The sequence below is a fragment of the Nocardiopsis changdeensis genome (assembly GCF_018316655.1).
Lineage (GTDB): Bacteria > Actinomycetota > Actinomycetes > Streptosporangiales > Streptosporangiaceae > Nocardiopsis > Nocardiopsis changdeensis.
Map to the genome: position 1 here is coordinate 5,292,474 of NZ_CP074133.1, position 13,955 is coordinate 5,306,428.

Consider the following 13,955-nt stretch of genomic DNA (forward strand, 5'->3'; position numbering starts at 1 on the left):
CCGGAACGGGGCCACGCCCTCCGGCAGCCGCAGGTCCAGGATGTGCGCGTCCTGGCGGTGGAAGACCTCCCGCCCGCGGGCCAGGCCGGGCGTCCGGCCCTGGGCCGGGCGGACCCGGCTGTAGACGACGCCGCCGAGCGAGCGCACCAGGAACCGCACCGCGTCCGCCAGCCGCGGCGAGGCGGTGGTGTACTGGACGCGGCAGGTGCGGCCCTTCTGCACGACCGGCCCGCCGTCGGAGTCCAGCAGCCCCTGGAGCAGGGAGAGCCGGACCTCGGCGGTGTTGTACAGGTAGTCGTCCGGGACGAACTTGGTCCCGGAGTCGGCCCCGCACAGCCCCAGCTCGCGCATGACCGCCGTCACCGGGTTGGCGATGGTGATGACGTCGCCCGGGGCGCTCTCCCGGTTGAGGACGTAGTCAACGCCGGACTTGTGGCGCACCCGGATCCCGGGCAGCGCCGCGCCCAGGGCCTCGACCAGCTCGGGGTCGCGGGTGGCGAAGCTCGGCGTGGTCTTTCCTGTCAGGCAGCCGTCCCCGAGCAGCAGCCCCAGGGCGTAGGGGTCCATGGGGACCTCGCGCTCGGGGAACTCCACCGGCCGGCTGAGCAGCGGCAGCTCGTACTTGCGGTAGTGGGAGCTGCGCAGGCCGCTCTGGGCGATCTCCTTGGCGGTGAGCACCCGCGGCGGCCTGCCGCGGCGGGCGTCATCGCGCGTGCGGACCGTCCACAGGTGGTCCTCGGAGCACAGGGTGGACGACCCGTCCTGGGCGGAGAAGCGGTAGATCGCCTTCTCCCCCTGCGGGTACACCCCCAGCACCGGGGTGGGCCTGCCGTCGGAGCCGACGACCAGGTCGCCGACCTCCAGCTCGCCGATCGGCCGGTAGCCGTCCGGGGTGAGCACGGGCGTGTCCACGGGCTGCGCCCTGCCGCGCATGTACGCCAGGGGGGCGACCTCGATGGTGCCGGCGGCCATCAGCTTGGGGATGGAGTCCGGGTCGAGCATGTCGTGCAGGGCGTCGTAGAGCGGCCGCAGGTAGGGGTCGATCTTGTCGTAGAGGGTGCCGGGCAGGAAGCCCAGGCGCTCGCCGGCCTCGACCGCCGGGCGGGTGAGGATGATCCGGTTGACCTCTTTGTCCTGCAGCGCCTTGACCGCCTTGGCCATCGCCAGGTACGTCTTGCCGGTACCCGCCGGGCCGATCCCGAAGACGACGGTGTGCCGGTCGATGGTGTCGACGTAGCGCTTCTGGTTGACCGTCTTGGGGCGGATGGTCTTGCCGCGGTTGGACAGGATGTTGGTGGTGAGGACGTCCGCCGGGCGCTCGGTCCCCGGTGAGCGCAGCATGTGGACCATGCGCTCGATGGTGTCCGGGGTGACGTGGGTGCCGCTCTTGGCCAGCTCGATGAGCTCTTCGATCAGGCGGACGACGACGGCGGTCTCCTCCGGGGAGCCGCTGATGGTGAACTCGTTGCCGCGGACGTGGATGTCGCTCTCGAAGGCCCGCTCCAAGGCTCTGAGGAGTTCGTCCCCCGAGCCGAGCAGGTTGATCATCGTGTGCTCGTCGGGCACCACGACCTTGACCTGGGCGTCCCGTCGCGGATGCGTGTGCGTTGTCTCGGCCATGGTGTGGCCTTGCGGCCGCTGTCCCTGCCCTTCGGGGTCGGGCGTCCCGACGGCGGGTGGGGCGCCTCATGTGACGGTCCGGGCCGCTTGCGCTGCGGCGCCGGCGGGGCCCCGGGCCGGGGGTCGGCGAACCCCCTCAGCCTCCTCAGGCCCACGGCCACGAGTCTAGCAAGGCACCCCGCACCCGCTCGATCGGTTATTCGCGGGTCATCCCGGGGGCCAGTTGAGGCCGCGCCCGCCCAGGAGGTGCCCGTGGAGGTGGAAGACGGTCTGCCCCGCGCCGCTGCCGGTGTTGAACACCAGCCGGTAGCCGCTCTCGGCGACGCCCTCGTCCTCGGCGACCGCGCGGGCCTCCCGCACGATCGCGTCCAGCAGTCCGGTGTCGGTCTCGGCCGCGGCCCCGGCGTCGGCGTAGTGCTCGCGCGGAATGACCAGGACGTGGGTGGGCGCCTGGGGGTTGATGTCGCGGAACGCGATGGTCCGCTCCCCCTCCCGGACGATCTCGGCGGGCACCTCCCCCCGCACGATCTTGCAGAACAGGCAGTCGTCCTGTGTGGTCATCGGCAACCTCCGTCGCATCGGGTCCGCACCATGATGCCGCAGGCCGGGCCCGGGGGCCGCACGCGTCCGTTCCACCCGGAAAGGGACGGTTCCCGCCGCGGCCCGCCGGAAGCGCGATAGGCTTCCCTCCCGTGCGCGTCGGCGGCTCGAGCACCGTCCATCTCGGCCCCGTTCGGGCGTGTTCGGGTTGAATCGCGCCCCTACCTGGAAAAGAAGAGGTATGCCCTTTCGTAAACCCCGCGACAAGGGTGTGCGTCGAACTGATGTGACGACAGAAACCATGGTGGCCGGAGCCACCACGGCGCCCCTGGCCGTGGAGTGGGACGCGGACCATGCCGTGACGGAGCTCTACCGGGAGCACTACCGTCCGCTCGTCCGTCTCGCCGCCCTGCTGGTCCGGGACCACGCGACGGCCGAAGAGGTCGTGCAGGACTCGTTCGTGGCCATGCACGGCGCGTGGCGGCGCCTGCGCGACCCCAACAAGGCCCTGTCCTATCTCCGCCAGGCGGTGGTGAACAAGGCCCGGTCCGTGCTGCGTCACCGTGCGGTCGTGGAGAAGCACGCTCCCAAGGCCCTGCCCGACGCCCCCAGCGCCGAACACGGCGCACTGAACCTGCTGGAGCGCGAGGCCGTGATCCGTGCCCTGCGCAAACTTCCCACCCGTCAGCGAGAGGCCATCGTGCTCCGGTACTACGGCGACCTGTCCGAGGCTCAGATCGCGGACGCCATGGGGATCAGCCGGGGTGCGGTGAAGAGCCACACATCCCGTGGCATCTCCGCGCTCCGCTCTGTTCTGGAGCAGACGACATGAGCAGCCCTACAGATCCCGCGAACGACGACTTCGAAGCCCTACTGCGGCAGGCGCTGAAGGCGGAGGCCGACACCGTCGTGCACTCGCCCGAGGCCCTGAACCTCATCCGCGAGCGGACCGCCGCCCGCCGCGGCGGCGCCTGGTTCGGGCTCCCGTGGCTGCGTCCGGCGCTGGCCGTGGCCGGTGCCGTGCTCATCGCCGCCTCGGTGGCCATGTCCACGCCCCAGGTGCGCGAGCAGGTGCTGGAGATGGTGCCCGCGGGCGCCGACAGGTTCGGCACCCCGCCGGAGCAGGACGGCGGCGGGGTGGCCGCGCCCACCCTGGAGGAGGAGGCCCCCGCGCCGGAGCCGCAGACCTCCGCGCCGGAGCCCTCCCCCGAGCCCTCGACCGAGCCGAGCGCGCCCGCCGAGGGCGGGGAGGACGGCGGCGGCCCCACCGCGACCTCGACCTGCCCGTCGGTCCCCCCGACCGCGTCGGCCGACGACGAGGAGAAGGAGGAGGACACGGGCGGGCAGAAGGACGAGGAGTGCGCCCCCTCCGAGGAGCCCTCCTCCGGCGGCACCGGCGAGCCCGGTGGCGGCACCGGCGGTGAGGAGCCCGGTAGCGGCACCGGTGGTGGTTCCGGCGGCGACACCGGTGGCACCGGCGGTACCGGCGGCGGTTCCACCGGCACCGAGGGGACCGAGCAGCAGTCCTCGTCGGGCGCGTCCGCCACGGAGTAGCGCGTGGACGTGGAGAAGGGGGCCTCCCGGGTCTGATTCCGGGAGGCCCCCTTCTTCTGTTTCTGTGTGCGGCCGTCTCGGCGGCGGCCGGATCCCGCGGCTACCAGCGCCCGGTGCGGGTCTGGAGCACGGAGAGCGCGGCCACCCCCGCCGTGGAGGTGCGCAGGACGGTGGGGCCCAGCAGGGCGCGCACGGCGCCCGCGGCGTCGAAGGCGTCCAGTTCGGCGTCGGAGAAGCCGCCCTCGGGGCCCACCACCAGGACCACGCCCGCCCCGTCGCCGTCGGTGGGGACCGGCACCTGCGACAGCCGCAGGCCGGCGTCCTCGTGCAGGACCACGCCCAGGTCGGCGGCGGCCAGCAGTTCGGCGACGGCGGTCCGGTCGGCGGGCTCGGCCACCTCGGGCAGCCGGGCCCGGCGGGCCTGTTTGGCGGCCTCGCGGGCGGTGGCCCGCCACTTGGCCAGTGACTTGGCCGCCCGGTCGCCCTTCCAGCGGGTGATGCTGCGCTCGGCCGACCAGGGGACGATCGCGTCGACCCCGGCCTCGGTCATCGTCTCCACGGCGGTCTCGCCGCGGTCGCCCTTGGCCAGGGCCTGCACCACGGTCAGCCGCGGGCGCGGAGCGGGTTCCAGGGTCCGTTCCAGGACCCGGCAGACGATGTGGTCCCTGCCGGTGTCGACGACCGTGCAGCGCAGCCGCAGTCCCAGCCCGTCGGACAGGTCGACGGCCTCACCGGCCCGCAGGCGCCGCACCGCGGCGGCGTGGTGCCCTTCCGGGCCGGTGAGGGTGACGGTGTCGGCCGCCAGCTCGGCCGTGTCGGCGAGGAAGACCGGCGGCGTCACTTGGCGCCGAAGGCGTCGCGGAGCTTGGCGAACAGGCCGCCGTGGCCGGGGCTGAACCGGCCCGGGGCGCGGTCCTCGCCGCGCAGCTCGGCGAGCTTGCGCAGCAGCCCCTCCTGCTCCTCGTCGAGCTTGCCCGGGGTCTCCACGTCGACGCGGATGCGCAGGTCGCCCCGGCCTCCGCCGTCGAGGTGGGTGACGCCCTTGTTGGGCAGGGTGATGACGTGGCCGGAGTTGGTGCCCGGGCGCAGGTCGATGTTCTCGGTGCCGTCGAGGGTCTCGAAGGCGAAGGAGGCGCCCAGCGCGGCCGCCGTCATGGGGACGGTGACCGTGCAGTGCAGGTCGTCGCCGCGCCGCTCGAAGGTGGGGTGCGGCCGCTGGACGATCTCCAGGATGATGTCGCCGCGCGGGCCGCCGTTGGGGCCGACCTCGCCCTCGCCGGCGAGCTGGATGCGGGTGCCGTCGTCGACGCCCGCGGGGATCTTGACGGTGCGGGTGACCTTCTCTCGCACCCGGCCCTCGCCCGCGCAGTCGGGGCAGGGGTCGGGGATGACCGAGCCCTGGCCGCCGCACTGGGGGCAGGGGCGGGAGGTCATGACCTGTCCGAGGAAGGAGCGGGTGACCTGGGAGACCTCGCCCTGACCGTGGCACATGTCACAGGTGGTGCGGTGGGTGCCGGCGGCCGTCCCCTCGCCCTGGCAGGTGGCGCACAGGATGGCGGTGGGGAAGGTGATCTCCTTGGTGACGCCGAACGCGGTCTCGGCCAGGTCCAGCTCGACGCGGATCTTGATGCTGCGCCCGCGCCGGACGCGCTCGCGGGGACCGCGCCCGCCCGCCTGGCCGCCGCCGAAGAAGGCGTTCATGATGTCGTCGAACGGGAACCCGGCGGCGCCGCCGAAGCCGCCCGCGCCGCCCCCGCCCGGGGCGAAGGGGTCCTGGCCCATGTCGAACATCCGGCGCTTGTTCTCGTCGGAGAGGACCTCGTAGGCCTGGGTCACCTCCTTGAAGCGCTCCTGGGTGGCGGGGTCCGGGTTGATGTCCGGGTGCAGCTCGCGCGCGAGCCTGCGGTACGCCTTCTTGATCTCGTCCTTGGAAGCGTCGCGACGCACACCGAGGACCTGGTAATAGTCTCTGGCCACTGAGTTACTGTCCTGCCAAAATCTGTCCGACATACCGAGCAACGGCGCGTACCGCCCCCATCGTCCCGGGGTAGTCCATCCGGGTGGGTCCCACGACACCGATCTTGGCGAGCGACTGGTTTCCCACACCGTAGTCGGCCGACACGACCGAGGTGGACCGCAGCCCCTCGTGGAAGTTCTCCGCGCCGATGCGCACCGTGAGCATCGACGGGTCCTTCGCCTCACCCAGCAAACGGATGAGGACCATGTTCTCTTCCAACGCCTCCAGGACGTCCCTCAGGCTGGCGGCGAAATCGACGGCCGCGAGGTTGGCCGTGCCCGCGAGGACCAGCTTCTCCTCGTGGCGTTCGACCAGGCTCTCCAGCAGTACGGACAGGACGGACGCCGCCATGGCGCGGTTCTCCTCGGGAACCTGCTGGGGCAGGTCCTCGACCGCGCCGGGGACCTCCGCGAGGTGCAGGCCGGCGGTGGCCCGGATGAGCATGCCGCGCAGGTCGGCGACCGCGTCGGCGTCGACCTCGCCCAGGCCGTCGATGACGCGCTGCTCGACCCGGCCGGTGTCGGTGATGACCACCAGCATGAGCCGCTGGCCCGCGAGGGGCACCAGCTCGACGTGCTGGACGGAGGAGCGGGTCAGCGACGGGTACTGGACGATCGCCACCTGGCGGGTGAGCTGCGCGAGCAGCCGGACCGTGCGGGCGACGATCTCGTCGAGGTCGACGGCGCCGTTGAGGAACGACTCGATGGCGCGGCGCTCCGCGGCCGAGAGGGGCTTGACCGAGGACAGGCGGTCGACGAAGAGCCGGTACCCCTTGTCCGTGGGCACGCGCCCGGCACTGGTGTGGGGCTGGGTGATGTACCCGTCCTCTTCCAGCGCGACCATGTCGTTGCGGATGGTGGCCGGGGAGACCCCGAGCCGATGGCGGTCGGCGAGGGCCTTGGACCCCACCGGTTCGTTGGTGCTGACGAAGTCCTCGACGACGGCACGCAGGACCGCGAGCTTGCGCTCATCCAGCAACTCGCCACCTCCTGGCACTCGATGGTCCTCAGTGCTAATTCTATGCCCGGACGCAAACCCCGGCCGCTCCGCGGGCGGGTGCGGCGCCGGCGCGGCGCCTTCCCCGCCGGCGGGGGGCGCCGTCTGTAGACTGCACCACCGTGGCTACCAAGGGAACCGGCCGGTACGGCCGCGATGTGCTGGCCTCGGCGCGCAACCGACCCGAGCGGAGGGTCCGCGAGGTCCCGCTCGACCGCGACCTCGTGGTGGAGGACGCCGGGGAGGCGTTCTGCGGCGCGGTGGTCGGCTGGGACAAGGCGACCGTGACCCTGGAGGACCGGTACGGGCGGCGCCGGGTGTTCGCACTGGAACCGGCCGCCTTCCTGGTGGACGGCGAGCCGGTGACCCTGGTGCGGCCGTCCGCCGCGCCGCGGGGGCCGCTGCGCAGCGCCTCCGGCTCGGTCGCCGTCCAGGGCCTGAGGGCGCGCACGGCCCGGGAGGGCCGGATCTACGTCGAGGGCGCCCACGACGCGGAGCTGGTCGAGAAGGTGTGGGGGCACGACCTGCGCGTGGAGGGGGTGGCCGTCGAGTTCCTGGAGGGGGTCGACGACCTGCCCGCGATCGTGGCGGAGTTCACCCCCGGCCCGGGGCGGCGCCTGGGGGTCCTGGTGGACCACCTGGTGCCGGGGTCGAAGGAGTCGCGGATCGCCGAGCGGGTGCGGGGCGGGGACGTCCTGGTGGCGGGCCACCCCTACGTCGACGTGTGGCAGGCGGTGCGGCCGGCCGCGCTGGGCATCCGCGCCTGGCCCGAGGTGCCCAGGGGGGTCCCCTGGAAGGAGGGGGTCCTGGAGGCGCTGGGCTGGCGGATGAGCACGGGTGAGGCGTGGCGCCGGATCCTGGGTTCGGTGCGAACCTATGCTGACCTGGAACCGGCCCTGTCGGGTCGGGTGGAGGAACTCATCGATTTCGTCACCGGCCCGCACGGACCGTGACCCCCCTTGCGCCTAGGATTCAGACCGGACACGAGGCCGGTTTCTGCCTCCGGTCGTCGGTACGGCCCGGTAGACACGAGATAGCGCCCCTCACCAGCGGAGCCGAGGAAGAGCATGAGCGAGACCCCGACGAATCCCCCGTCCCCGGAGGACCCGAACCAGGGCCCGCCCTCCGGCGAGCAGCCGCAGGCGCCGTCCCCCTACTCCCCGGAGTACGGTGAGCAGCGGGGGCAGGAGCAGTACGGCGCGCAGCCGTCCGGCGGGTACCCCGCCCACGGCCCCTCGGGAGAGCAGCCGGGGTACGCGCAGCCCTCCGGCTCCCAGCCCGGGTACGGCCAGTACGGCCAGCCCTCCGGCGGACAGCCCGGCCACGGGCAGTACGGCGGGCAGCCCTCCGGCGAGCAGCCGGGCCACGCGCAGCCCTCCGGCTCCCAGCCCGGATACGGGCAGTACGGCCAGCCCTCGGGCGGACAGCCGGGGTACGGACAGTACGGCGGGCAGCCGCAGTACGAGCAGCCCCAGGCGCAGCCCCCGCAGGCACAGCAGCCGCAGTACGGACAGGGCCAGCCCGGCTTCGCCCCGGCGCCCGGCGCCCCGCCCTACGGCCCGCCTCAGCCGCAGGCCCAGCCGCCCTACGGGGACCAGGGCCCGTACGGCGGGGCCCCGCAGCAGCCGCAGCCGCAGGGTCAGCCGCAGTACGGTGTACCCCAGGGGCAGCCGCAGTACGGGCAGCCGCAACCCGGGGCCGGTGCCTCCGGCGCCCCGGTCCAGAACGGCGACAACGACGTCCTGATGGCGATGCTCGCCCACCTGTCCGGCTTCATCATCGCCTGCCTGGGCTGGATCCCCCCGCTGGCGATCTACTTCGCCAGGCGGAACACCTCGCCGTACGTGCGCCACCACGCCTCCGAGGCGGCGAACTTCCAGATCACGCTGCTCATCCCGTACATCTTCGCCGGGGTGGTCTTCATCGGTCTGGGTATCTTCTTCCCGAACCTGTCGTGGATCGGTTCCCTGCTGATCGCCCTGATCTGGATCGTTTCGATCGTGTTCGGCGTCCTAGGAGCCAACGGAGCCAACAAGGGGGCGTGGTACCGCTACCCGTTCAGCATCCGTCTGCTCAAGTGACCGACCGCACCCGCGAACGCACCCGTCCCTAAGGAACCCGAGATGTCCTACCCCAACACGCCACCGCCGGAAGACCCCTACGGCCAGCACCCGCAGCAGGGCGGCCAGGACCAGTCCGGCGGCTACCCCGCGCCCGGTCAGCAGAACCCGTCCGGCGGCTACCCCGCGCCCGGTCAGCAGAACCCGTCCGGCGGCTACCCCGCGCCCGGCTACCAGGGCCAGTCCGGCGGCTACCCGGCGCCCGGTCAGCAGGACCCCTCCGGCGGCCACGCGGCACCCGGCTACCACGACCCGTCCGGCGGCTACCCGCCCCCCGGCGCCCAGCAGCCCGGCGGCTACCCGCCGCCGCCCGGGGCCCCCGGGGGCTACCCGCCCCCGGGCGGGTACCAGGACCAGACCGGCGGCTACCAGGCGGCCGGCTACCCGCACGGCGGCTACGGCGCCCAGCCGGGCTCGGCCACGGGCGCCCCGCCCAGCCAGGACGAGCGGCAGTTCGGCCTGTTCGCCCACCTGGGCGGCGGCCTGCTCGGCTTCATCGTCCCGCTGATCATCTACCTGATCAAGCGCGAGGAGTCGCCGTTCGTCCGCGACCAGGCGGCCCAGGCCCTCAACTTCCAGCTGCTGGTCCTCATCGGCTACGTGGTGTCCAGCATCCTGATGTTCGTCTTCATCGGGATGATCACCTGGTTCCTGTGCTGGGTCGCCGCCGTCGTCTTCGGCATCCTGGGCGGCGTCGCCGCCAACAAGGGCGAGTGGTACCGCTACCCGTTCAACGTCTCCTGGATCAAGTAGGCCCACTGCTCCGCGGACGCCGCGAGGGGCCCGGTCCTCGGACCGGGCCCCTCGTCGTGTGTCCCCCGCCGCGCTCGCGGCGGGCGCCGCTCAGGTGAGGTCGCGGACCACGGCGTCGGCGAGCAGCCGTCCCCGGCGGGTGAGCACGGCGCGGCCGGCGCGGTGCGCGTCGGCGTCCAGCAGCCCCTCGGCGACGGCGCGGGCGGCGGCCTCCCGGCCCGGGGGTTCGAGCAGGTCCAGCGGGCACCCCTGCTCGATCCGCAGCTCCAGCAGCACCCGCTCGAAGCGGCGCTCCTGCTCGGTGAGCACCTCGCGGGCCTGGGCCGGGCTGGAGCCCTGGGCCAGGCGGGCGGCGTAGGCGGCCGGGTGCTTGACGTTCCACCAGCGCGTGCCGCCCACGTGGCCGTGCGCGCCGGGGCCCACGCCCCACCAGTGGGCGCCGGTCCAGTAGAGCATGTTGTGCCTGCTGCGGCCCTCGGGCGTGCGCGCCCAGTTGGACACCTCGTAGGGGGTGAACCCGGCCTCGGCGAGCACCGTGTCGGCCATGAGGTAGCGGTCGGCCATGGTGTCGTCGTCGGGCTCGGCGAGCTCGCCGCGGCGCACCCGGGCGGCCAGGCGGGTGCCCTCCTCCACGATGAGGGAGTAGGCGGAGACGTGGTCGGGGCCGGCGGCCACGGCGGCGTCCAGGGAGGCCCGCCAGTCGTCGTCGCCCTCCCCCGGGGTGCCGTAGATGAGGTCGAGGTTGACGTGCTCGAACCCGGCCTCGCGGGCCCAGGCGACGCACTGCTCGGGGCGGCCGGGGGTGTGGCCGCGCTCCAGGACGCGCAGGACGTGCGCCCGGGCGCTCTGCATGCCGAACGACACCCGGGTGAACCCGGCCTCGCGCAGGCGGGCCAGGTACTCGGGGGTGACGGTCTCGGGGTTGGCCTCGGTGGTGACCTCCGCGCCCGGTTCCAGGCCGAACCGGTCGGCGATGGCGGCGAGGATGCGGCCCAGGTCGTCGGCGGCCAGCAGGGTGGGGGTCCCCCCGCCCACGAACACGGTGCTCACCCGGGGCCGGGGGCCCGCCAGGACCCGGTCGGCCAGGGCGATCTCGGCGATGGCCTGGTCGGCGTAGGTGTCGCGGGAGGCGACCGCCGTTCCGTCGCGGGAGACCAGCTCCTCGGCGGTGTAGGTGTTGAAGTCGCAGTAGCCGCAGCGGGTGACGCAGAAGGGCACGTGGACGTAGAACCCGAGCGGCCGGTCGCCGAGTTCGGCGAGGGAGGCCTCCGGCAGGTCGCCGGTGCGCGGTACGGGTTCGCCGTCGAGGGCAACGGAAGGCATGTACCCAGTGTCACCGACCCGCGTGTGTGCCCGGTCCCGGCGGGTCGCGCCCCGGCCCGGCCGGGGGTCAGAGCGCGGAGCCCTGGACGGCGGCGCCGTCGGGGGTGCGGGGGGCGCCCGGCCCGGCGCCGGGGGCGATGCCGGTGGAGCCGCGCACGACCAGCTCGGGGCCGAACACGAACTCGGTGTGGGAGACGGGGTGCCCGGCGATCTCGTCGCACAGCGCCCGGGCAGCGGCCAGCGCCATGGCGTGGACCGGCTGGCGCACGGTGGTCAGCGGCGGGTCGGTGAACGCGATGAGCTGGGAGTCGTCGTAGCCCACCACGGAGAAGTCGCGGGGGACGCGCAGGCCGCGCTGGCGGGCCGCGCGGATGGCGCCCAGCGCCATCATGTCGGAGCCGCACACCATCGCGGTGACGCCGCGGTCGATGAGCCGGGTGGCGGCGGCGTGGCCGCCCTCCACGCCGAACAGCGACAGCTCCACCAGGTCGGCCCCGTCCAGGCCGTGGTCGCGCAGCGCCGCGTGGTAGCCCTCCAGCTTGCGGCGCACCGGGACGTAGCGCTCGGGGCCGCTGGTGAACCCGATGCGGGTGTGCCCCAGGGCGACCAGGTGGTCGACGGCCAGGCGCCCGGCCTCGCGGTCGTCGCAGGAGATGAACGCCGCGGGGATCTCCTGGGCGAACCCGTTGACCAGGACGATGGGCAGCCGCCGGGAGACCAGGGAGCGGTAGCGCTCGTGGGAGGCGGTGGTGTCGGCGTGCTTGCCGGAGACGAAGAGGATGCCCGAGACGTTGCGCTCCAGGAGCAGCTCGACGTACTCGTCCTCCGTTATCCCGCCGGGGGTCTGCGTGCACAGGACGGGGGTGTAGCCGCGCTGGGCCAGCGCCCCCTCGGCCGCCTGGGCGAACATCGGGAAGACGGGGTTGTCCAGTTCGGGGATGACCATCCCCACGAGGCCCGCGGAACGCTGGCGCAGCCGGGCGGGGCGTTCGTATCCGAGGACGTCCAGCGCGGTCAGGACGGCTTTGCGGGTTTCGCTGCCAACGCCCGGTTTGTCGTTGAGCACCCGTGAGACCGTCGCCTCGCTGACACCTGCGTGCCGCGCGATGTCGGCAAGTCGTGGACCCATGGGCGCAACTGTAGTCGAGATGGTCGTCACATGGTTGAAAGTTGGCGGTAACCTTGCGCAAGAACTTGCAGCCACCGATCGGGAAGGACCCCCACGATGACCCACGAGTCGCACTGGTGGCGCGACGCGGCCATCTACCAGATCTACGTGCGCAGCTTCGCCGACGCGAACGGGGACGGCGAGGGCGACCTCGCGGGCATCCGCGAGCGCCTGCCGCACCTCGCGGAGCTCGGCGTGGACGCGATCTGGTTGACCCCCTTCTACGTGTCCCCGCTGGCCGACGGCGGCTACGACGTGGCGGACTACCGCGACGTCGACCCCCGCTTCGGCACCCTCGGGGACTTCGACGCGCTGCTGGAGGCCGCGCACGGCCTGGGAATCCGCGTGATCATCGACGTGGTCCCCAACCACACCTCCTCCGCGCACCGGTGGTTCCGCGAGGCCGTGGCGGCCGAGCCCGGCGACCCCGCCCGCTCCCGGTACATCTTCCGGGACGGCAAGGGCCCCGACGGCGAGCAGCCGCCCAACAACTGGAAGTCGATCTTCGGCGGGGCGGCCTGGACCCGGCTCAAGCGCCCGGACGGCACCCCCGAGCAGTGGTACCTGCACCTGTTCGACGCCGAGCAGCCCGACCTGGACTGGACCTCCCAGGAGGTGCACGACGAGTTCGACGACGTGCTGCGCTTCTGGCTGGACCGGGGTGTGGACGGCTTCCGCATCGACGTCGCGCACGGCATGGTCAAGGACCCGGCACTGCCCGACATCGCCGAGGACGCCAAGGCGGACCTGCTCGACGGCAGCACCTCGCTGCCGTACTTCGACCAGGACGGCGTGCACGACATCTACCGGCGCTGGTCGGCGATCGCCGCCTCCTACCCGGGCGAGCGCACGATGGTCGCCGAGGCGTGGGTGGAGGACGCCGCGCGGGTGGCCCGCTACCTGCGCCCCGACGAGCTGCACCAGGCGTTCAACTTCGAGTACCTGACCGCCCCGTGGGACGCGGCGCGGCTGCGCGAGGTGATCGACGGCTCCCTGGCGGCCAACGGCGCCGTGGGCGCGACCACCACGTGGGTGCTGTCCAACCACGACGTGACCCGCCACGTCACCCGGTTCGGCGGCGGGGAGCAGGGGCTGCGCCGGGCGCGCGCGGCCACGCTGCTGATGCTGGCGCTGCCCGGCTCGGTGTACCTGTACCAGGGCGAGGAGCTGGGCCTGCCGGAGGTCACCGACCTGCCGGAGGACGCGCTCCAGGACCCGACCTGGGAGCGCTCGGGCCGTACCGAGCGCGGCCGCGACGGCTGCCGGGTGCCGCTGCCGTGGGAGTCCGGCGAGGCGCCGTTCGGGTTCGGCCCCGCCGGCTCCACGCCGTGGCTGCCGATGCCGGAGGGCTGGGGCGGACTGGCGCGCGACACCCAGCGCGGGGTGGAGGGCTCCACCCTGGAGCTGTACACCCGGGCGCTGGGGCTGCGCCGGGAGCTGGACGCGCTCGGCGACGGGGCGATGGGCTGGCTGGACGCCCCCGAGGGTGTGCTCTTCTTCGAGCGCGAGCCGGGCGTCCGGGTCGCGGTCAACCTCGGCGCCGAGCCGGCGGAGGTGGCCGCGGACGGCGAGGTGCTGCTGGCCAGCGGCCCGGTCCCCGCGCCGGCCGGGGGCGTGCTGTCCCTGCCGGGCGAGACCGCCGTCTGGCTGCGCGTCTGACCCGTTCGAGCAGCGAACCGGCGGCCGGGCGTCCTCGCGGCGCCCGGCCGCCGCCGCGTCCGGCCCCGTCGCCGGGACGGGCGGGACCGACGGCGGGCGGGACCGACGGCGGGCGGGACCGACGGCGGGCGGCCGGTACGGACCGGTTGCCGAAAGAACGGCCGGGTTGCGTCGGGTTCTTACAGGCGCCAGGGGAATGGTGTGA

At 73.5% G+C, this 13,955-nt stretch carries 12 protein-coding genes and 2 pseudogenes; 6 read left to right on the top strand and 8 right to left on the bottom strand.

Annotated features, from left to right (window positions below; translation table 11 throughout):
• Positions 1 to 120: 120 nt before the first annotated feature.
• From KGD84_RS24035 to KGD84_RS24040, 3 genes and pseudogenes are all read right to left on the bottom strand, one after another.
• Positions 121 to 933: pseudogene (locus KGD84_RS24035) on the bottom strand (LAGLIDADG family homing endonuclease); the annotation flags it as partial.
• Positions 922 to 1,620: pseudogene (locus tag KGD84_RS33725) on the bottom strand (PhoH family protein); the annotation flags it as partial. The pseudogenes KGD84_RS24035 and KGD84_RS33725, both read right to left, overlap by 12 nt.
• Positions 1,621 to 1,827: 207 nt before the next feature.
• Positions 1,828 to 2,181, bottom strand: a complete 354-nt coding sequence (locus tag KGD84_RS24040) for a histidine triad nucleotide-binding protein (protein WP_220562643.1) — start codon at positions 2,179 to 2,181, stop codon at positions 1,828 to 1,830.
• 280 nt (positions 2,182 to 2,461) lie between these two features.
• Between KGD84_RS24040 and KGD84_RS24045 the strand changes: the two genes are divergently transcribed.
• Positions 2,462 to 2,992, top strand: a complete 531-nt coding sequence (locus KGD84_RS24045) for a SigE family RNA polymerase sigma factor (RefSeq protein WP_220565283.1) — start codon at positions 2,462 to 2,464, stop codon at positions 2,990 to 2,992.
• Entirely contained in the window at positions 2,989 to 3,714 is a 726-nt protein-coding gene (locus KGD84_RS24050; RefSeq protein ID WP_220562644.1) for a hypothetical protein, read from the top strand. The genes KGD84_RS24045 and KGD84_RS24050 overlap by 4 nt, the downstream gene beginning before the upstream one ends.
• A 100-nt stretch (positions 3,715 to 3,814) precedes the next feature.
• Here the strand turns inward: KGD84_RS24050 and KGD84_RS24055 are convergent, their stop codons facing one another.
• From KGD84_RS24055 to hrcA, 3 genes are read right to left on the bottom strand one after another with little or no spacing between them, the layout of a single operon-like run.
• Positions 3,815 to 4,555 carry a 16S rRNA (uracil(1498)-N(3))-methyltransferase gene (locus KGD84_RS24055; RefSeq protein ID WP_220562645.1) on the bottom strand — a complete coding sequence of 247 codons (741 nt, stop codon included), beginning with the start codon at positions 4,553 to 4,555 and terminating at the stop codon, positions 3,815 to 3,817.
• Positions 4,552 to 5,691, bottom strand: a complete 1,140-nt coding sequence (gene dnaJ, locus KGD84_RS24060; protein WP_220562646.1) for a molecular chaperone DnaJ — start codon at positions 5,689 to 5,691, stop codon at positions 4,552 to 4,554. Before dnaJ ends, KGD84_RS24055 begins: the two co-directional genes overlap by 4 nt.
• A gap of 4 nt (positions 5,692 to 5,695) precedes the next feature.
• The gene (gene hrcA / locus KGD84_RS24065; protein WP_220562647.1) at positions 5,696 to 6,709 is read right to left on the bottom strand and encodes a heat-inducible transcriptional repressor HrcA; all 1,014 of its coding nucleotides are present in this window, start codon (positions 6,707 to 6,709) and stop codon (positions 5,696 to 5,698) included.
• 140 nt (positions 6,710 to 6,849) lie between these two features.
• Between hrcA and KGD84_RS24070 the strand changes: the two genes are divergently transcribed.
• From KGD84_RS24070 to KGD84_RS24080, 3 genes are all read left to right on the top strand, one after another.
• Positions 6,850 to 7,680: a DUF3097 domain-containing protein gene (locus KGD84_RS24070; protein WP_220562648.1), complete on the top strand. Its 831-nt coding sequence runs from the start codon at positions 6,850 to 6,852 to the stop codon at positions 7,678 to 7,680.
• 792 nt (positions 7,681 to 8,472) lie between these two features.
• Positions 8,473 to 8,808 carry a DUF4870 domain-containing protein gene (locus KGD84_RS33845; RefSeq protein WP_478354366.1) on the top strand — a complete coding sequence of 112 codons (336 nt, stop codon included), beginning with the start codon at positions 8,473 to 8,475 and terminating at the stop codon, positions 8,806 to 8,808.
• Positions 8,809 to 8,850: 42 nt separating this feature from the next.
• Positions 8,851 to 9,600, top strand: a complete 750-nt coding sequence (locus KGD84_RS24080) for a DUF4870 domain-containing protein (RefSeq protein ID WP_220562649.1) — start codon at positions 8,851 to 8,853, stop codon at positions 9,598 to 9,600.
• Positions 9,601 to 9,690: 90 nt separating this feature from the next.
• Here the strand turns inward: KGD84_RS24080 and hemW are convergent, their stop codons facing one another.
• Together hemW and KGD84_RS24090 are read right to left on the bottom strand one after the other, a co-directional pair.
• Positions 9,691 to 10,923 carry a radical SAM family heme chaperone HemW gene (gene hemW / locus KGD84_RS24085; RefSeq protein WP_220562650.1) on the bottom strand — a complete coding sequence of 411 codons (1,233 nt, stop codon included), beginning with the start codon at positions 10,921 to 10,923 and terminating at the stop codon, positions 9,691 to 9,693.
• Between the two features lie 67 nt (positions 10,924 to 10,990).
• Positions 10,991 to 12,052 carry a LacI family DNA-binding transcriptional regulator gene (locus KGD84_RS24090; protein ID WP_220562651.1) on the bottom strand — a complete coding sequence of 354 codons (1,062 nt, stop codon included), beginning with the start codon at positions 12,050 to 12,052 and terminating at the stop codon, positions 10,991 to 10,993.
• A 96-nt stretch (positions 12,053 to 12,148) separates the two neighbouring features.
• Here KGD84_RS24090 and KGD84_RS24095 point away from each other — a divergent pair, with 96 nt between their 5' ends.
• Positions 12,149 to 13,750, top strand: a complete 1,602-nt coding sequence (locus tag KGD84_RS24095; protein WP_220562652.1) for a glycoside hydrolase family 13 protein — start codon at positions 12,149 to 12,151, stop codon at positions 13,748 to 13,750.
• The last annotated feature ends 205 nt before the right edge of the window (positions 13,751 to 13,955 follow it).

What these genes read in the sequence shown, in the direction of transcription:
- KGD84_RS24040 (WP_220562643.1), bottom strand. Translation starts at nt 2,181, where the DNA reads ATGACCACACAGGACGACTGCCTGTTCTGCAAGATCGTGCGGGGGGAG.
- KGD84_RS24045 (WP_220565283.1), top strand. Translation starts at nt 2,462, where the DNA reads ATGGTGGCCGGAGCCACCACGGCGCCCCTGGCCGTGGAGTGGGACGCG.
- KGD84_RS24050 (WP_220562644.1), top strand. Translation starts at nt 2,989, where the DNA reads ATGAGCAGCCCTACAGATCCCGCGAACGACGACTTCGAAGCCCTACTG.
- KGD84_RS33845 (WP_478354366.1), top strand. Translation starts at nt 8,473, where the DNA reads ATGGCGATGCTCGCCCACCTGTCCGGCTTCATCATCGCCTGCCTGGGC.
- KGD84_RS24080 (WP_220562649.1), top strand. Translation starts at nt 8,851, where the DNA reads ATGTCCTACCCCAACACGCCACCGCCGGAAGACCCCTACGGCCAGCAC.
- hemW (WP_220562650.1), bottom strand. Translation starts at nt 10,923, where the DNA reads ATGCCTTCCGTTGCCCTCGACGGCGAACCCGTACCGCGCACCGGCGAC.
- KGD84_RS24090 (WP_220562651.1), bottom strand. Translation starts at nt 12,052, where the DNA reads ATGGGTCCACGACTTGCCGACATCGCGCGGCACGCAGGTGTCAGCGAG.
- KGD84_RS24095 (WP_220562652.1), top strand. Translation starts at nt 12,149, where the DNA reads ATGACCCACGAGTCGCACTGGTGGCGCGACGCGGCCATCTACCAGATC.